A 17,401-nucleotide genomic window follows, 5' to 3' on the forward strand; every position below is an offset into this window, starting at 1 on the left:
AAACCCCGCCTTGTCAACGCCCGCACCGAGAGGCGAGTGCGGACGCAGAATGGGGAGGCACGAATGGTCGCGTTGGTTTCCCACGGCAACAAGGTCATTTCCGCGGGGTTCTTCCGCGACGACGAGCTGGATTTCGCCACGCGTGGAGTGCTCGGCCGCGCCGTGCGCGGAGCGAGTGAAGTCGGTGAGGTGCTGGCCACGATCGCCCGCGTCAGCCGGCCGGCGGACTGGGCACGCGAATGGGAGCGGACGGCGTCCCGGGTGCAGGAAGAAGCCGCGAAGGCGCGCGAAGCGGGGCACCTGGTCAGCGCCGGCTCCCACTACCTGCGAGCTGCGACGTACTGGGCCTGCGTCGTCGACGGACTGTCCACAGGGGACGACACGGCCGCGGTGAAAGCGGCGTTCAGGTCCCACCGGGAATGCTGGGAAGCCCTGGTGGACTGCTCCGACGGCGCCTTCCTCCATGTCCCGGTTCCCTACGAAGGCACGGAACTGCCCGGTTACCTCCTGCGCCCGGACTCGTCCGGAACCTCGCGCCCGACGCTCGTCGTCACCAACGGCAGCGACGGCGCCCTCAGCGACCTGTGGACCTCCGCCGCGGCCGGCGCGCTGGCCCGCGGCTGGAACGCGTTCCTCTACGACGGCCCCGGCCAGCAGTCGATGCTGTTCGAGCGCGAGACCTGTTTCCGCCACGACTGGGAAGCCGTGCTCACTCCGGTCGTCGACACGCTCGTCGACCGTCCGGACGTCGCCGAGCTGGCCGGCTACGGCATCAGCCAGGCCGGGTACTGGCTGCCCCGCGCGCTCGCGTTCGAGCACCGCCTGGCCGCCGCGGTGATAGATCCGGGCGTGGTCGACGTGTCGACTTCGTGGGTGCGCCCGCTGTCCAAAGGCATGCGGACCGCGCTGGAGCACGGCGAGCGCGACACGTTCAACCGCGACATGGGCCTCGCCGTCCGCCTGCCGCGCCTGCGCCGCACCCTGACGTTCCGCGCGCGGCCCTACTCCCACGAAGACTGGTACGACCTCTGCAAAGCCGTCGAGAAGTACCAGCTGGCCGAGGAGACCGTCGCCGCCATCAGCACGCCCCTGCTCATCACCGACCCCGACGACGAGCAGTTCTGGCCCGGCCAGTCCAGCCGGCTCGCCGAGCTCGTGCGCGGGCGCGGCGGCCGTGCGGACCTGCTGCGGTTCACCGTCGCGGAGGGCGCGAACGAGCATGTACAGCCGATGGGCCGGCTGCTCACCGAGAACCGGATGTTCGACTGGCTCGAAGAGCTGGTGCCAGCACGGCCGGCGCGAAGCTGAACACGTCGCCCGGGTCCCAGACGTCCTTGAGGCGCGCGAGCTCGGTGGCCGTGGCCGGTTCGTAGCAGGATGACGCATCGGTGTGGCCGGTCGGCAGGAACGTCCTCAGTGGACCGCCCGAGCTCCACTGCGAGACGGCTTCGTAGACGTGCGCCTGTGACCCCGGTGTGGCGCCGGGGTGACCCGACGTGAACAGGTTCAGCCGCGCCGCGCGGTGCCCGACGGCGTCCGCGACCTCGGGCTCGTCGGCCAGGGCGCCGCCGAGGTGCCGCAGCTCCAGCATGAACGGCGCACGCGGGTCCACGAGCGACGGCACGACCTCCCAGCGCGTCCTCACTGGTCAGCGCGACGCTCTCGCTGTCGACCGGCAGCGGGCCCACCGGGTCGGCGTGGATTGAGCCGAGGTCGGTCAGCGGCATCAGCTTCACCGTGTCGAGGAAGGGGCCTGCCGTGACCAGGGGCTCGACGAACCGCCGGCCGGCGTCCGCGTCGCCCAGTTAGGCCACGCGCAGGTGGCAGCAGAACCGGCCCCGCAGCGGATCGGGCACGCCCGGCACGTCCGGGAAGGCGAGGAACGCGAGCGACAGGCTCAGCTCCCGCGGCGCCGTCGCCAGGCTCGAGCGGAACCGCCCGATGACCACCGGTGCGCGCTCGGCGGTGAAGAACAAGCTGCCGCCGTAGAGCTCGCGCAACGGCACCGGGGTGGTTTCCAGCGCCGTGACCGCGGCGAGGTTGCCGCCGCCGCCGCGCAGGGCCCGGAACAGCTCGGGGTGCTGCTCGGCCGTCACGGTGAGTTCGCGACCGTCGGCGGTGACGATCTCGAAGCGGCGCACGTGGTCGGCGGCGTACCCGTGCCGTCGGCCGAGCATGCCGAGGCCGCCGCCGAGTCTGTAGGAGACGTAGCCGACACCGGGCGCGGACCCGACCGGCGCGGTCAGGCCGTGTGCGGCGGTGGCGACGAGCACATCGCCCGCGGTCGCGCCGGCCGAAACCCGCGCGACCCGCCGCCGCGGATCGACCTCGACCCGGTTCAGGCTCCGCGTGGTGACGAGCAGGCCGCCGCGCATCGAGCGGTGCGCGCCGTGACCGGTCGACTGCACGTCGAGGGCCAGCCCGTGCTCCGCGGCGAAGCGCACGCCCGCGACCACGTCGGATTCGGCCCCGGCCGCCACCACCACCTCGGGCCGGTGGTCGAGCGCGAGGTTGAACCCGCCCCGTTCCCGGTCGTACCCCACATCACCCGGAAAATAGACCCCGCCCTTGACCCGCGCGGTGAGCTCCCCGGCTCGACCCATCTCGACTTCCTCGCTCTCGGCTCGAGCGTGAATGCGATGAAGTGCGGGCCTGACCTTACGTTCACGAATTCCCCGGTCAAGTCATCGAATTTCGTGATACGTGCGAACAATTCGGGGAACTTGCCGAGAGCGCTCAGAGCACCTGCGAAAGGAACTGCTGCAACCGTGGGCTGCGCGGGTTGTCGAAGATCTGGTCCGGACTGCCCTGCTCCACGATCCGGCCCGCGTCCATGAACGCCACTTCGTCGGCGACGCTGCGCGCGAAGCCCATTTCGTGCGTCACCACGATCAACGTGAGGCCCCGCGAAGCCAGGCCCGCCATCAGGTTCAGCACGCCCTTGACCAGCTCGGGGTCCAGCGCGGAGGTGGCCTCGTCGAACAGCATCACCTCGGGGTCCATCGCCAGCGCCCGCGCGATGGCCACGCGCTGCTGCTGTCCACCCGACAGCGCCGACGGCCGGTACGGCGCCTTGTCCTGCAGGCCGACCTCGGCCAGCCGCGCGTGCGCGATCGCCGTGGCCTCCTCTTTGGACAGACGCTTCACGCTCCGCAGCGGCAGCACGATGTTGTCCAGCACGCTGCGGTGGCCGAACAGGTTGAAGTGCTGGAACACCATGCCCACGCGCTGGCGCAGCGCGTCGGGGTTCGAGTGGATTACACTGGTGCCGTCGAGCAGCAGGTCGCCGCTGTCGGGTTCCTGCAGGCGGTTGACGCAGCGCAGCAGCGTGGACTTGCCTGAGCCCGAGGGACCGATGACGCACGTGGTGCGGCCGCTGGCCACGCTCAGGTCCACGCCGCGCAGGACCTCGAGCGTGCCGAAGCTGACGTGGATGTCGCGCAGCTCCACACTGGACGAACGCACGGCGGTGGTCACAGGCTCACCCTCTCGGTGTTCACGAGCGACAGGTCGCTGTCGCCGGGATCGGCGCGGACCTTGCGGCCGGCCTGCAGGCGCTTGTCGATGTAGTTCACCAGGTGCGTGAGCGGCACGGTGATCACGAGGTACACCGCCCCGGCCGCCACCAGCGGCGAAAGGTTGCCCGTGTTGGCCGCCAGGTCCTGGCCGATGCGGAACAGCTCGCGCTGCGAAGTGAGGAACCCGAGGAAGTACACCAGCGTCGAGTCCTTCACCAGCGCGATGAACTGGTTCACCAGCGCGGGCAGCACGCGGCGCACGCCCTGCGGGATCACCACCAGCAGCATCGCCTTGGTGTAGGTCATGCCCAACGCACGGCTGGCCTCCAGCTGTCCTTTTTCGACGCTCTGGATGCCCGCCCGGAAGATCTCACCGATGTAGGCGGCGGCGATGAGGCTCAGCGCCGTGATTCCCAGCGGGTACGGGTTGTGGCCGACGAGTGGCCGCGCGAGCGTGCCGAGGCCCTGGCCGATGACGAGGATCGTCAGGATCGCCGGCAGGCCGCGGAAGATGTCGGTGTACACCCGGGCGGGCCAGCGCAGCCAGACCTTCTGGGACAGTCCCATCACGGCCAGCACCATGCCGAGCACGGTGCCGATGATCGCCGACACCCCCGCGAGGATCAGCGTATTGACCAGGCCAGTCTTCAGCAGGTCGGGGAAGACCTGCCAGATGTAGTCCCAGTTGAGGAACGTGTCGAGAAACTGATCCATTGTGGACTACTGCCCCGTGGCGAAGCCGGTGGGCACCGGCTCGTTGGGCTCGAACTGCTGGTGCACCTTCTTCCAGGTGCCGTCGGCGACGACCTTCTTGATGCCGTCGTTGAGCTTGTTCAGCAGGTCGGTGTTGCCCTTCTTCACGGCGTACCCGTGCGGGATCGTCGTGGTGATCGTCTTGGTGACCTTCAGTCCCGGGTTCTTCGCCGAGTAGTCCTCGGCAGAGGCCGCGTCGAACACCGCGCCGTCGATCGCCGACGACTTCAGCGCGCTCAGCGCCGCCGCGTCGTTGGGGAAGCGCACGGCCTGGGCCTTGGGCGCGTTGGCCGCGAGCCAGGTGTCGGAGACGGTGCCCTGCACCACGCCGATCCGCTTGCCCGCCAGGGAGTTCTCGTCGGTGATACCCGCCGTCTCCTTGGCCTCGATGCCGAGCGACTGGTAGTTGTACGGGTCGGAGAACGCCACGGTCTGCTTGCGCGCGTCGGTCTGCGCGATGCCCGCGCTGCCGAGGTCGAACGTCCCGTTGGCGACCTGGCCCAGCAGTGCGGAGAAGTCGACCGCCACGAACTCGACCTTCAGGTTCTCCTTGGCCGCGATATCCTTCAGCAGCTCGTTGTCGAACCCGGTGAACTGGCCGTTCTCCTGGTATGCGTTGGGCCGCGAGTCGCTCAGCGTGCCGACGCGCAGGGTGTCACCATCGCTGCCGCTACCACCACCGCACGCGGTGAGCGTGGCGAGCAGGGCCGCCGCCGTGACGGCTGTGACCAATGTCTTCTTCATGTCACTCCTCAGCTTCCCGGCCGGAACCGTCGATGCAGGATAGGACAGTCACGCGTTCTTCACCGGCAGGCCGGGACCGCCCTTGGCGAGCTCCGGGGCCACGGGCGCCTGCTTGAAGAACTGGGCGTGCAGGCGGGCGACGGTGCCGTCCGCGACGGCCTTCGCGAGGCCGTCGTTGAGCTTGTTCAGCAGGTCCGGATTGGACTTCGCCACCGCGTAGGCCGAAGGCGTGTCCTTGTCCAGCACGGTGTAACCGAACTCGAGCGGCACCGTCGGGTTCTGGTCGAGGTACTTCTGGCCGATGTCCTTGGGCACGACCCAGCCGTCGAGCGAACCGTTGCGCAGCTGGGCGAAACCGGCGTTGTAGTCGGGGAAGCGCACGACCTCGGCGCCCGCCAGCTTGCCCGCGAACTCGTCCTGCACGGAACCCTGCACCACGCCGAGGCGCTTGCCCGCGAACGCGTTGGCGTCGGCCAGGTTCGCGCCCTTCTTGCCGACGACCGTGGTGTAGCTGGTGTCGTAGCCATCTGTGAACGCGACGGTCTTCTTGCGCGCGGTGGTGGCGGAGATCGTGGAGCTGCCGATGTCGAGCTGGCCACCCGCGACCTTGGCGAGCAGGCCGGAGAACTCGGTGCCGACGAACTCGACCTGGAAACCTTCGCGCTTGGCGATGTCGCGCAGCAGCTCGTTGTCGTAGCCGGTGAACTGGCCGTTTTCGAGGTAGATGCTCGGCGGCGCGTCCGTGAGGGTGCCGACGCGCAGCGTCTGACCCGACGCGTCCGACGAGCCGCACGCAGTGAGTGTGACGGCGGAGGCGACTACGGCGAGGGTGCTGAGGAGCTTGCGCATGACTTCTTCCTGGCTCACGGACATGAAAAGCGCCAGGCCGCGGGGTGCGGCCTGGCGCTTTCCGGGTTCAGTGTCCGAGATTAGGGATTTCGCCCGATCGGGTAACTTCGTCTCAGTAGGTGGACTTCGTGCGCGCGGTCACAGAAAGGCGCGCCGGCGCAGGTCGAGCCGGAACCGGTCTCCCGTTGAGCGGGACTCGCAGGCTCCCGGCGCGCTCGCGAATGAGGTGGATCACGGCACCGGGCCGGTCTCCGCGCACTGCGCTTTGCCACCGCCGAAGGTGGTTCGCAGCCACGACAGGTACAACGCGTTCGCCTCCGGCGCGGCGAGCTCCTCCTGGATCGCGTGCCCGCTGCCGGCGACCAGGTGTGTGGCGAGGCACGCGTTCGGCAGCAGCTTCTTCTCGTAGCTCTGGAACGCCGGCGCGCCACCGCACTGCGGAGTCGGTGCCGGCGGCGCGCCGACGGGATTGTCCTCGCAGTAGTGGCGGTCGAACTGACCGACCGCGACCAGCGCCGGCACTGTGATCCGGGCCGCCTGCGCGGCCGCGGCGGCGCCCTGCGGCCGGGACGACAGCTCGGTGTCGGACAGGATTCCCTGGTGGGCGCCGAGCACCGGCAGCGCTTTCGGGTCGGTGCCCGGGCCGTGGACGAGGCCGATCTGCTCGACCTTGTCCGGCAGCACCGTCACGTACCCGTCGTCCAACCCTCGCCACCGGGTCCCGACGGTCCGCGCGGGCACCTGGTAGAGCTTGTCGAGCTGCAGGGTTTCCGGAGTCACGGCGGCGCCGTACCCGGTGAGGATCAGCGCGTCGAGCACTCCGGCGTGCTTGGCCGCGACGCCGGCCAGCGTGCCGGAACCCAGCGAGTGCCCGATGCCCACGACGGTCTGCCAGGTCGTGCCGAACACTTGAGCGTCGCTGTGCAACGCCGTCGCCACCTGGTCCGCAGTGGACACTTGTGCGTCGTAGGTCACCAAAGTGCTCGAAGCGGGCACGGTCGAGCGGCCGGTGCCGAGCCGGTCGAGTGCATACGTGGCGTAGCCCTGGGCCAGTGCCGCGCGGACGAGGCTGTTCGAGCGCAGCTCGGGCAAGTCCCAGTAGTCGGCGTTCTCCCCGCCCCCGGCGACGAGCAGCAGCACGGTGCCGTTGCCGCTCGAGGGCGTGCACAGATCGCCGGTGAGCTGTCCCGGCGCGGCCACGCCGGGGATCGAGACCGGGGTCTTCACGACCCGGCACGCCGGCGCCGGGCTTCTGCCGGGAGCGGCCGGCGGGCTGCTCGAACACGCGGCCGCCAGCACAGCGGTGAGCAGCAGAACCAGGGCACGGCGGGCGAGGGGCATCGTCGACTCTCTTCTGTCGCCAGTGCCCAGAGGCTAAGAAGCCACCTCGCTCCGCAGTAGCCGGATTTTCCGACAGGTCCCGTCAGCTCCGCTTACAGGATCGGCCCCGGCGCGTACTGCGCCGCTTCCGGGAAGCGCTCCAGCACGGTCTCCACGCGCTGCGCCACCTCCTCGACCTGCGCCGGCGCCACGCCCGTGAACGAGATCCGGTCGGCGAGGAGCTTGTCCAGGTCACCGCGGTCCAACGGCAACCGGTCGTCGGCCGCCAGCCGGTCGAGCAGATCGTTCTCGGCGCCACGCTCGCGCATGGCCAGTGCCACGCCGACGGCGTTCTCCTTGATCACCTCGTGGGCCGTCTCCCGCCCGACACCGCCACGCACGGCCGCCATCAGCACCTTCGTGGTGGCGAGGAACGGCAGGTAGCGATCGAGCTCACGCTCGATCACGGCCGGGAAGGCGCCGAACTCGGCCAGCACCGTGAGGAAGGTCTCCAGCAGGCCGTCGAGCGCGAAGAACGCGTCGGGCAGCGCGACGCGGCGCACGACCGAGTCGGACACGTCGCCCTCGTTCCACTGGTCGCCCGCGAGCTCGCCGATCATCGACAGGTGCCCGCGCAGCACGACGGCCAGACCGTTCACGCGCTCGCAGGAGCGTGTGTTCATCTTGTGCGGCATGGCCGACGAGCCGACCTGGCCCGGCTTGAAGCCCTCGGTCACGAGCTCGTGGCCCGCCATCAGCCGGATCGTCTTGGCGAGGCTCGACGGCGCCGCGGCCAGCTGCACCAGCGTGGACAGCACGTCGAAGTCCAGCGAACGCGGGTAGACCTGCCCGACGCTCACGAAGTGGTTGCGAAACCCCAGGTGCTCGGCGATCTTCGATTCGAGCAGGTCCAAAGTGGACTCGTCGCCGAGGAGGTCGAGCATGTCCTGCGCCGTGCCGACCGGGCCCTTGATGCCCCGCAGCGGGTAGCGCTCGATGAGGTTGTCCAGGCGGGAGAACGCGACCAGCAGCTCGTCTGCGGCGGTCGCGAACCGCTTGCCCAGCGTCGTGGCCTGCGCGGCGACGTTGTGCGAGCGCCCGGCCATCACCAGGTCGGAGTGCTCCACGGCCAGCGCGGCCAGGCGCGCGAGCACCGCGGCGACGCGGCTGCGCATGAGCTCCAGCGACCGCAGCTGCTGCAGCTGCTCCACGTTCTCCGTGAGGTCGCGCGAGGTCATGCCCTTGTGCACGTGCTCGTGGCCGGCGAGGGCGTTGAACTCCTCGATGCGGGCCTTCACGTCGTGGCGTGTCACGCGCTCGCGCTCGGCGATCGACTCCAGGTTCACGTCGTCGATCACCCGCTCGTAGTCCGCGAGCACGCCTTCGGGCACCTCGACGCCCAGCTCGTTCTGCGCGCGGAGCACGGCGAGCCACAGCTGCCGCTCCAGCACCACCTTCTGCTCGGGCGACCACAGCCGCACCAGCTCGGGCGACGCGTAGCGGGCGGCGAGCACGTTGGGAATCCGGGGCTTGTCCGTCACGCGGCCACGATACCCGTGCAGGTCAGAGGTGGGCGGGGCCGGTGGGATCCAGACGGCTCCCACCGGTTCGGCCTCGCGAAGGCCTCGGCACCCCGTGCACCGAGCCGGCGGAGAGCCTGGCACAACCGCCACGGGGGACGCGACGGATTTATCGCGCGGAGGCCTCGCGGTGCCGAACCGGCCGGAACCACGGGCCCAGGATCATCGATCCGGGCGCCGGGCGTCGCTACGGGCGAGCGGACTTCGGCCGAAGCGGCATGGCGGGCACGCACCTTCGTGGCAAAGTCGCGCTCGTCAGCGGCGCCGGCCGGAGCTGGGCGCCGCGGCTGCGCGGCAGCCGGCGGCTGCGGGCGCCGACGTCGCACTCGCGTACGTGCAGCCGGCCGGCAAGGCGACGTTCGTCCGAGGAGGTGCGGCGGCTCGGGGTCCAGGCCGAAGTCTTCCAGGCCGACGTCGAGCAGGTCACCACCATGGTCGACGCGGTCGCCGAGCGGTTCTGCCGCATCGATCTCCTGATCAACAGCGCAGGCACGCTCATCGGCGACACAACGGGCACCATCGCGCAGGCCGACCGCGACCGGATCTGGGCGGCGGTCCACGTCCTCGGCCTGGTCCACCACTGAACGCGGGCTCGCCCGCATGCCTGATGTCGGCTGCGTCATCAGCCTCGGCTCCATCGCCGGCGAACGCGCCCACACGGCCGGCCTGGCCGGCCACGGCGCGACCCACACGGCCGGCCTGGCCGGCTACGGCGCGACCCAGGCGGCCGTGAGCACCTACAGCCGCTCGTGGGCCCACCGAGCTCGCACCGCGCGGCAGCACCGTCAACACAGTCGTGTCGGGCTTCGCCGACACCGACATCGCTCCCGGCCGCGACACCCCGCTCGGTCAGCGCCTGCTCGGCGACTTGCCCTTCGGCCGCTACGCCACCGCGGACCAGGTCGCCGCCCTGATCACGTTCCTCGCGCGGCTCGACGCGTCCTCCCTCACCGGCACCGACCTGCGCGTCGACGGCGGCAGGAACGACTTGGCCCTCAGCCCGAAACGGTTCCGGTCACGGTCAGCGACGTCGTCTCACCGGGAGCGAACGTGGTCAGCGGGCCGAGGGCCTCCAGCTCCACGATGCGCGCCGGCGGGTCGAGGTCGCCCAGTTCGGCGAGGGGTTCCGGCAGCGGGTGTTCCAGCCAGATCTCCAGCGGCGAGCCCGCGTCGGGGTACTCCGCGGCCAGTTCGACGTCGAAGGACAGCGTGAGCGTCGTCGCGCCGACGGTGCATGAAACCCAGCCCGCGCTGTCCGGCACGCCGAGCTTGCCGACGACGTCCTGCGGCGGCACCACGAGCGTGTCACCGTCCACTTTGTACTCGGGGTTTCCGGTGCCCGCCACGAGCTCGACGACGGCCGGCGTGCGCGCGCCCGCGAGCCCGGCCGTGACGGTTCCGCCGCCGGGGAGCTGGGTGACGTTCCACAGCGCCCAGCGCACCGGCGCCGGAGAAGCGTTTTCGGCGGTCAGCCGCAGCGTGTACGAGGGGCCGGAGCCCAGGGTCAGCTCCCTCGTGAACCGCAGGCCCGTGCGGGGTTCGACACCGCTGGTCAGCGTGACCGACCGCTCGGTGAGCCCCGAGACCGAGTACGGACCCGAGTCCAGCACGGGGTCCGGTGGCCCCGCCCACTGGCCGGGCCCGTCCCAGCCCTGCGGCGCGGGCCAGGTCTTGTCGCCGCCGTAGTTGACCCAGTCGCCCATCCGGCCGGCGTTCGGCGCCAGGACGTGGCCGCCGAGCGGCTGCAGATCGGGACCCAGCAACGCCGGGTTGCGCCACAGGAGCTCGATGCCGTGATGCACCAGCGACAACAGCCGCCCGCCCAGCGCCGGAACGACGCCGAGGCGCAGCACGCCGTTGTCGAGCCACACGACGTCGGTCACCATTCGGCGAGCCCGCCGTCGTCCATTCGCCACACCGGCGAACGCCAGTGGTGGCCGACCTCGTCGGCGCGGCGCACGGCCGCCTCGTCGACCTCGATGCCGAGGCCCGGGCCGGTCGGCCGCGCGGCGTAGCCGTCGGTGAAGCGGAACAGCGCGGAGTCCGTCAGGTAGCTCAGCGCCTCGGTGCCCTGGTGGTAGTGCATGCCCAGACTTTGTTCCTGGATCAGGAAGTTCGGCGTCGCGAACGCCACCTGCATCGACGCCGCCAGTGAGATCGGGCCGAGCGGGCAGTGCGGGGCCATGCTCGCGCCGTAGACCTCGGCCAGCGCGGCGATGCGCCGCAGCTCCGAGATGCCGCCGGCGTGCGACGGATCCGGCTGTACCACGGCGACGCCCGCGTCGAGCACCGGCTTGAACTCCCAGCGCGAGTACAGCCGCTCGCCGACCGCGACCGGCACCGTCGACGCGGAGACAACCGACGCCAACGCGCCGCCCTGCGTCTCCGGCAGCACCGGCTCCTCGACGAACATCGGCTGGACCTCTTCGAGCATCTTCACCAACCGCCGCGCCATCGCGGGCGAGACGCGGCCGTGGAAGTCGATGGCGAGGTCGCGCTCCGGGCCCAGCGCCTCACGCGCCTCGCGCGCCCGGGCCAGCGCCGCGTTGGCTTCGGCGGGCGACGCGATGGGTGCGAGCGGTCCCGCCACGTTCATCTTCACCGCCGTGAAACCGGCCTCCACCTGCGCGGACACGGCGTCGAAGATGCCTGACGGCCGGTCGCCGCCCACCCACGAATACACACGCACGCGATCGCGCACGGGCCCGCCGAGCAGCTCGTGCACCGGCACCCCGTGCACCTTGCCCGCGATGTCCCACAGCGCGTGGTCGAAGCCCGCGAGCGCGCTGGAGAGCACCGGCCCGCCGCGGTAGAACCCGCCGCGGCGCAACGTCTGCCAGTGGTCCTCGATGCGCAGCGGGTCCTGGCCGACGAGCAGCTCGGCCATCTCGTGCACCGCCGCGCGCACCGTCTCGGCGCGCCCCTCGACCACGGGCTCGCCCCAGCCGGAGATGCCCTCGTCGGTGTTCACCTTCAGGAACAACCAACGTGGTGCGACGAGGAACGTCTCGATACCGGTGATCTTCACCTGGCCCCCATTTCCTAAGCGGAATCCTTGGCGGCCGACCAGCCGCCGTCGACGGTCAGGTCGGCGCCCGTGACGAACGAGGCCTCCGGCGAGAGCAGGAACGCGATCACGGCGGCGACCTCTCCCGGGTCGCCCAGCCGCCCGGCGGGCGTCGCCCGCGCGCTGCGTTCGATGTCCTCTTCGGTGAGCCGGTCCCACGCCTGCGTGCGCACGGGACCGGGCAGCACCGAGTTCACGCGCACGTCCGGCGCGTACTCCACGGCGAGCTGGCGCGCCAGCGAAACCAGCGCGCCCTTGCTCGCCGCGTACGCCGGGTGGCCCGGCAGGCCGAACCGCGCGTGCACCGAAGACACCAGCACGACGGAACCCCGCCTGGCCCGCAGCGACGGCAGGCACGCCTTCACCGCGAGGTAGGAACCGGTGAGGTTCACGTCGAGCTGGTGCTGCCACTGCTCCCGCGGCATCTCGTGCAGCGGGCCGGTCGTCGGCACGTACGCGTTGCTGACCAGGGCATCTACCTCGCCGGCCAGCTCGACGACCTGCGCCCAGGTCTCGTCGGCGGTCACGTCGCCGCGCACGCCGGTGAGGTCGTCGGGGAGGGGAGCGAGGTCCACACCCACGACGCGGTAGCCGTCGGCCTCCAGGCGCCGGGCCGTCGCCGCGCCGATGCCTGACGCGGCACCGGTCACCACGGCCGTCGGGTTGTCTGGTGTGGACATCGCCAAATCCTCCTCGTGCTCAGAGCCTGGTACTCAGAGCTTGTCTACGCGGACATGGTCGTCAGGACCACGCACCCCGAGCCAGACGCCATTCGCGTCAGCCGCACCGCCGAGGGTGCCCACGACGCTGCCGGACGCGTACTTCTGCTGCTTGAACCAGCCGGCCCACGTGGTGCCGTTGCGGTCGTTCTGCCACAGCGTGTAGTCGCTGGCCAGCGCGAACACCGACACCTTGTCGCCCTGCGCGACGAGCGTCGGGCTGCTGGAGACGGTGCCGCCGATCGACGTCCAGTCCGACCACGTGCCGTCGGTCCCGCGGGTGCGGACCCACACGCCGTCGTCCGGCGTGCGGACGGCGACCGTGGTGCCGGCAGTGGAGGTCGCGGCGCCGGGGCGGCCGTAGATCTGCGCGCCGTTGGGCGAGCCGAGCGAGGACCAGCGGCCGTCGGTCGTGCGGGTCCAGACCTTGCCGTCGGTACCGCGGGTGTAGAGCGTGCCGTCGGCGGTCACGGACGGCGAGTCGGTGAGGTTGCCGCCGAGCCGGTGCCAGGCGCCCCAGCGCTTTCCGTCGTAGGTCAGCTGCCACACGGCGTTGTCCAGACCACGGACGTAGACGTCGATGGTCGAGCCGTGCGCGTTCGCCGCCGGCTGGCCGAGGAACGGGCCGCCGATGACCGAGGTGCCCGTGCCGAGGCCCTGCGTCTCCAGCACGCCGAGCGGACCGCGGGTGAACGTCACGGTCTTGTCGCCGGTGCGTACCACGGCCGGGCTGGCCGAAGCGCCGCTCGCGACGCTGGTGCCAGGCACCAGGTCCGTGCCGTGCAGCTTGAGGAACGCCGTGCCGTGCGCGGGAACCGTGACGGTGTACGTGCCGGTCGCCGTGCCGCGGTCGGCGCGGGCGCGCAGGTCGCGGATCGAGACCTTGCCGGTGAGGCCGGCGTCGGCGAAGTTCAGCGTCATCTGCGTGTCCGCGTCACCGCGGTTGAGCAGCACGACCGCGCGGTCGCCGTCCTTCGACAGCCGCTTGCTGTAGGTGTCCGTGGAGCCGTTCGACGCCACCCGGACCCCCTGGATCCCGAGCTTGTCCTGGTCGACGGCGATGATCTCGGGGTTCTTCAGCGTGTCGATCATCGACTGCGGCAGCGTGCGCGGGTCCGAGCCGATGATGAGCGGGGAAGCCATTTCCGCCCACAGCACCAGCTGGGTGGTCGACTCCTCCTCGTTCATCTCGAGGGTGCCCTGCTCGGTCTTGCGCATCGGGATCAGGAAGTCGGGGTCGTTCCAGTGGCCGGGGCCGTTGGCTTCGGGGTGCGCCGCGTTGACGTCCGCGTTGCGCAGCATGTCCTTGTAGATGCCCTCGTACGGGGTTCCGAAGGCCACGTCGGTGTTGGTGCGCCAGGAATCGGCCACGAGCGGGCCGAAGGTGTAGGAGACGCCGGCGGTCTGGCTCGGCGTGTGCGGCACGCCCCAGTCGTCAGTCACCGGGTTGCAGATGTTCAGGATCATCTTGCGGCCCGCCTTCTGCAGGGCCGCGCTGAACTCGGTGTACGCCTTCGCCGGGTCGAGGTTGTTCGCGATGCCGCAGAGGAAGTCGACCTTGATCGCGTCGAACTTCCAGGTGGCGAAGCGTTTCGTGTCCTGCTCGTAGTAGCCCTGGCTGCCCGCGGCGCAGTTCTTGCCGTCGGAGGGGCCCGCGTCGGTGTAGATGCCGGCGAGCAGGCCGCGGTCGTGGATGTACTTGACCAGCGCGGACATGCCGGACGGGAAACGCTCGGGGTCGGGCACGAGGTTGCCCTGCGCGTCGCGCGGGACCTTGGCGTTCCAGCCGCCGTCGATCCAGACGTACTTGTAGCCGGCCTTGGCCAGGCCGCTGGACACGAGGTAGTCGGCGACACCCTTCACGCCGGCCTCGGTCACGGTCGGCATGCCGAAGTAGTTGTTCCAGCCCATGTAGGGCGTCTGCGCCAGACCGGAGTTGTAGTAGTCCGGTGCGCCCTGGTCGGCCGCGGTGGTCTGCTGCGGGAAGAGCGCGGCCGGGGCTGCGGAAGCGGGGGTCGCGAGCCCGAGCACGGTGGCGGCAGCCGCGGCCGCCGCCGTGATCGTGAGTGCTCTGCGGGATCTGCGTGGGGAGCGCGGGAGCATGTGGCGACACCTTTCGTCGTCGAAACAGCGCCGATCGAGGCCGTGATCGTCCGGCCCGCGAGCAGCATGCCGGGGTCGCGGAGGTCGCGTCAAGAATAAATCCTAAATTAAGATTTCACGCGGTATGCTTCCCGCGATGAACGACATCGAAGTCCTCACCTTGGGCGAAGCGATGCGGCTGCTGCTCGCGGAACCCGGCGTCGCGCTGCGGCGCGCGCACACCTTCACCGCATCCGTGGCCGGGGCCGAAGCCAACGTGTCGGTCGGCCTCGCGCGGCTCGGCCACCGCGTGCGCTGGCTCAGCCGCGTCGGTGACGACTCGTCCGGCGCGGCCGTGCTGGGCGCCCTGCGGGCCGAGGGCGTGGACGTCTCGGGCGTCGAGGTGGACCCGGCCGGGTTCACGGGGCTCCTGCTGCGCGACGACACCCCCGGCCGTGGCATCGACGTGCAGTACCACCGCGCGGGTTCAGCGGCGTGCTCGCTCTCCGCCGACTACGTCCGCGCAGCCGGCCTCGGTGGCGCGCGGCTCGCGCTGGTCTCGGGGATCACGGCGATGCTGTCGCTGTCCGCGCGCGACGCCGTGCTGGCGTTGTTCGAGCTGGCGCGCGCGGAGGGGGCGACGATCGCGTTCGACCCCAACGTGCGGCTCAAGCTCGCGTCGCCGGCGCAGTGGCGCGAGACCGTGGGACCGCTGCTGCACCAGGCGGATCTGGTGTTCGCCGGCGAGGACGAGCTGGAACTGCTCGACACTTCGGCCGCCGAGCTGATCGCCAAGGGGGTCGGCACGGTCGTGGTGAAGCAGCGCGACAAGGTGGCGCGCGCGATCACGGCCGAGTACGAGTGGAGCCAGGAAACCCTGGTCACGCACGTCGTCGACCCGGTGGGCGCGGGCGACGCGCTCACGTCCGGCTACCTGTCGTCCTGGCTGCGCGGCGGCTCGCCGGCCGAGGCGCTGCTGGCCGGCGCGGCGTCGGCGGCGCTGGTCGTCGGCACGCGGACGGATCTGGAAGGACTGCCCGACCGGGCCGAACTGGCCCGCACGAGCGCCGCCCTCGGTGGCGGCGAGGAGGTACACCGATGAGCTACCGCTGGGAGATCACGCACGCGGCCCTTCGGCAAGGGGTCGTGGGCATCGTGCGGACCGCGGATGCCGCGTCCGCCGTGGTCGCGGCTCGAGCGGCCGTGGACGCAGGCCTGCGGTCGATCGAGGTCCCGCTCACCAACTCGGGCGCCCTGGCGGCGATCGAGGAGCTCACGGCCGCGTACCCCGACGCCACGATCGGCGCCGGCACTGTGCTCGACGAGGCCTCGGCCGTGCTCGCGATCCGTGCGGGCGCGCGGTTCCTGGTGTCGCCGAACGTCGAGGCCGCCGTGATCCGCACCGCTCACCGGTACGGCACGGCCGCGTTCCCGGGCGCTGGTTCGGTGACGGAAATCGTGCGCGCGCTGGAAGAAGGCGCCGACGCGGTGAAGGTTTTCCCGGCCACGGCGCTGGGCCCGCGGTGGGTCAAGGACGTGCGTGCGGCGCTGCCGCAGGCGCCGCTCGTGCCGACGGGTGGAATCGCCCCCGAGGACGTGCCAGAGTGGCTCGCGGCGGGCGCGGTGGCGGTCGGCATGGGTTCGGCGCTCACGCGCGGGACCGCCGAGGACATCCGCGCCCGTGTGGCCGCGATGGTGAGGGAGGGCTCGTGACGGACGTCGTGCTGGTCGGCTGCTACACCGCCGAGATGGGCGGGAAGGGCGGCGGGATCTCCACGTTCCGCCGGGACGCCGCCGGTCTGGTCTTCGACTCCACGCTGGAGCTGCGGTCGCCGTCGTGGCTGGTCAGGCACCCGACGTTGCCGGTGCTGTACACGACCAACGAGACCGACTCCGGTGCCGTGTCCTCGGTGTCGCTTGTGGACGGTGCGCTGTCCGTGCTGGATTCCGAGGTGCCGAGTGGCGGCGCACACCCGTGCCACCTCGCCGTGACGCCGGATGGCCGGTTCCTGCTCTGCGCCAACTACACCGGGGGCAGTCTCGCGGTGTTCGGGCTCTCGGCCGAAGGCCGGATCACGGGCCGGACGGCTCTGGTGCAGCACAGCGGCACCGGGCCGAACGAGGTGCGCCAGGAGGCCGCGCACGTCCACATGGCGGTGCCGAGTGCCGACGGGTCCGTGGTGAGCGCCGTGGACCTGGGGACGGACGAGATCCGCAGCTACACGCTGTCCGACGCCGGTGAGCTGACGCCGCTCGCCGTGTCGAAGCTGCCGGCGGGGAGCGGGCCGCGGCAGCTCGTGCGGATCCCCGGGTCGGACCTGGCCTACGTGGCTTGTGAGCTGTCCAATGAGGTGCTGACGGTCCGGGAGACGTCACCGGGGGCGTTCGAGGTGGTCGCGTCAACGCCGGCCACGCACGGTGCGCTTGAGGGCGAGAACATCGTGGCGCACCTGGAGATCCTGGACTCGGGGGTGTACCTGTCGAACCGTGGTGCGGACTGCGTAACGTCGTTCTCCGGTTCTCCGCTGGCCGCCGTCGCGGACCAGGCGTGCGGTGCGCACCCGCGGCACTTCGCCGTGGTGGCCGGGGTTTGTTACGTCGCGGCGCAGTTCGACGACAAGATCACGGCCTTCCCGCTGGATGAGCTGGGCAAGGCCGAGACCGTGGAGTACCCGACGGGTTCGCCGAGCTTCGTGCTGCCGCTGAGTTTCTGATCCGACACGAAAACGCCCTGCCGGCCCAGTGAAGCCGGCAGGGCGTTTCGCTGTG

The 17,401-nt window shown here is 70.9% G+C and carries 17 protein-coding genes and 1 pseudogene; 6 read left to right on the forward strand and 12 right to left on the reverse strand.

Annotated features, from left to right (window positions below; translation table 11 throughout):
* Nucleotides 1-63: 63 nt before the first annotated feature.
* Nucleotides 64-1,308, forward strand: coding sequence for a hypothetical protein (locus tag AB0F91_RS15255; protein WP_360597996.1), 1,245 nt, complete (start codon nucleotides 64-66; stop codon nucleotides 1,306-1,308).
* On the opposite strand, the gene AB0F91_RS15260 is transcribed toward AB0F91_RS15255, so the two are convergent.
* The 8 genes from AB0F91_RS15260 to purB form a co-directional block, all read right to left on the reverse strand.
* Nucleotides 1,244-1,645: a hypothetical protein gene (locus AB0F91_RS15260; RefSeq protein WP_360597998.1), complete on the reverse strand. Its 402-nt coding sequence runs from the start codon at nucleotides 1,643-1,645 to the stop codon at nucleotides 1,244-1,246. The genes AB0F91_RS15255 and AB0F91_RS15260 overlap by 65 nt on opposite strands.
* A gap of 160 nt (nucleotides 1,646-1,805) precedes the next feature.
* Nucleotides 1,806-2,603, reverse strand: coding sequence for an FAD-dependent oxidoreductase (locus tag AB0F91_RS15265; protein ID WP_360597999.1), 798 nt, complete (start codon nucleotides 2,601-2,603; stop codon nucleotides 1,806-1,808).
* Between the two features lie 133 nt (nucleotides 2,604-2,736).
* Entirely contained in the window at nucleotides 2,737-3,477 is a 741-nt protein-coding gene (locus AB0F91_RS15270) for an amino acid ABC transporter ATP-binding protein (RefSeq protein WP_360598000.1), read from the reverse strand.
* Complete coding sequence (locus tag AB0F91_RS15275) at nucleotides 3,474-4,232, reverse strand: amino acid ABC transporter permease (RefSeq protein WP_360598001.1); 759 nt, start codon at nucleotides 4,230-4,232, stop codon at nucleotides 3,474-3,476. Before AB0F91_RS15275 ends, AB0F91_RS15270 begins: the two co-directional genes overlap by 4 nt.
* 6 nt (nucleotides 4,233-4,238) lie before the next feature.
* Entirely contained in the window at nucleotides 4,239-5,015 is a 777-nt protein-coding gene (locus AB0F91_RS15280) for an ABC transporter substrate-binding protein (RefSeq protein WP_360598003.1), read from the reverse strand.
* A 48-nt stretch (nucleotides 5,016-5,063) separates the two neighbouring features.
* Nucleotides 5,064-5,864: a transporter substrate-binding domain-containing protein gene (locus AB0F91_RS15285; RefSeq protein WP_360598004.1), complete on the reverse strand. Its 801-nt coding sequence runs from the start codon at nucleotides 5,862-5,864 to the stop codon at nucleotides 5,064-5,066.
* Nucleotides 5,865-6,095: 231 nt separating this feature from the next.
* Nucleotides 6,096-7,205, reverse strand: a complete 1,110-nt coding sequence (locus tag AB0F91_RS15290) for an alpha/beta fold hydrolase (RefSeq protein ID WP_360598006.1) — start codon at nucleotides 7,203-7,205, stop codon at nucleotides 6,096-6,098.
* Nucleotides 7,206-7,297: 92 nt separating this feature from the next.
* Nucleotides 7,298-8,725: an adenylosuccinate lyase gene (purB, locus tag AB0F91_RS15295; protein WP_360598008.1), complete on the reverse strand. Its 1,428-nt coding sequence runs from the start codon at nucleotides 8,723-8,725 to the stop codon at nucleotides 7,298-7,300.
* Between the two features lie 257 nt (nucleotides 8,726-8,982).
* Here purB and AB0F91_RS15300 point away from each other — a divergent pair, with 257 nt between their 5' ends.
* Entirely contained in the window at nucleotides 8,983-9,348 is a 366-nt protein-coding gene (locus AB0F91_RS15300; RefSeq protein ID WP_360598009.1) for an SDR family NAD(P)-dependent oxidoreductase, read from the forward strand.
* Nucleotides 9,349-9,536: 188 nt separating this feature from the next.
* Nucleotides 9,537-9,734: pseudogene (locus AB0F91_RS15305) on the forward strand (SDR family oxidoreductase); the annotation flags it as partial.
* 25 nt (nucleotides 9,735-9,759) lie between these two features.
* On the opposite strand, the gene AB0F91_RS15310 reads toward AB0F91_RS15305, so the two are convergent.
* From AB0F91_RS15310 to AB0F91_RS15325, 4 genes are read right to left on the reverse strand one after another with little or no spacing between them, the layout of a single operon-like run.
* Nucleotides 9,760-10,650: a DUF4380 domain-containing protein gene (locus AB0F91_RS15310; RefSeq protein WP_360598011.1), complete on the reverse strand. Its 891-nt coding sequence runs from the start codon at nucleotides 10,648-10,650 to the stop codon at nucleotides 9,760-9,762.
* Nucleotides 10,644-11,792 (reverse strand): galactonate dehydratase, encoded by a 1,149-nt coding sequence (dgoD, locus tag AB0F91_RS15315; RefSeq protein ID WP_360598013.1) that lies wholly within the window; start codon nucleotides 11,790-11,792, stop codon nucleotides 10,644-10,646. Before dgoD ends, AB0F91_RS15310 begins: the two co-directional genes overlap by 7 nt.
* Before the next feature lie 14 nt (nucleotides 11,793-11,806).
* Entirely contained in the window at nucleotides 11,807-12,511 is a 705-nt protein-coding gene (locus tag AB0F91_RS15320; protein WP_360598014.1) for an SDR family oxidoreductase, read from the reverse strand.
* A gap of 33 nt (nucleotides 12,512-12,544) precedes the next feature.
* Nucleotides 12,545-14,653 (reverse strand): hypothetical protein, encoded by a 2,109-nt coding sequence (locus AB0F91_RS15325; protein ID WP_360598016.1) that lies wholly within the window; start codon nucleotides 14,651-14,653, stop codon nucleotides 12,545-12,547.
* 136 nt (nucleotides 14,654-14,789) lie between these two features.
* On the opposite strand from AB0F91_RS15325, the gene AB0F91_RS15330 reads away from it, so the two are divergent.
* Genes AB0F91_RS15330 through AB0F91_RS15340 form a run of 3 tightly spaced genes read left to right on the forward strand, consistent with a single transcriptional unit; the run spans nucleotide 14,790 to nucleotide 17,346 of the window.
* Nucleotides 14,790-15,734 carry a sugar kinase gene (locus AB0F91_RS15330; protein WP_360598018.1) on the forward strand — a complete coding sequence of 315 codons (945 nt, stop codon included), beginning with the start codon at nucleotides 14,790-14,792 and terminating at the stop codon, nucleotides 15,732-15,734.
* Complete coding sequence (locus AB0F91_RS15335; protein WP_360598020.1) at nucleotides 15,731-16,345, forward strand: bifunctional 4-hydroxy-2-oxoglutarate aldolase/2-dehydro-3-deoxy-phosphogluconate aldolase; 615 nt, start codon at nucleotides 15,731-15,733, stop codon at nucleotides 16,343-16,345. Before AB0F91_RS15330 ends, AB0F91_RS15335 begins: the two co-directional genes overlap by 4 nt.
* The gene (locus tag AB0F91_RS15340) at nucleotides 16,342-17,346 is read left to right on the forward strand and encodes a beta-propeller fold lactonase family protein (protein ID WP_360598022.1); all 1,005 of its coding nucleotides are present in this window, start codon (nucleotides 16,342-16,344) and stop codon (nucleotides 17,344-17,346) included. The genes AB0F91_RS15335 and AB0F91_RS15340 overlap by 4 nt, the downstream gene beginning before the upstream one ends.
* The last annotated feature ends 55 nt before the right edge of the window (nucleotides 17,347-17,401 follow it).

Source organism: Amycolatopsis sp. NPDC023774 (assembly GCF_040639695.1).
GTDB lineage: Bacteria > Actinomycetota > Actinomycetes > Mycobacteriales > Pseudonocardiaceae > Amycolatopsis.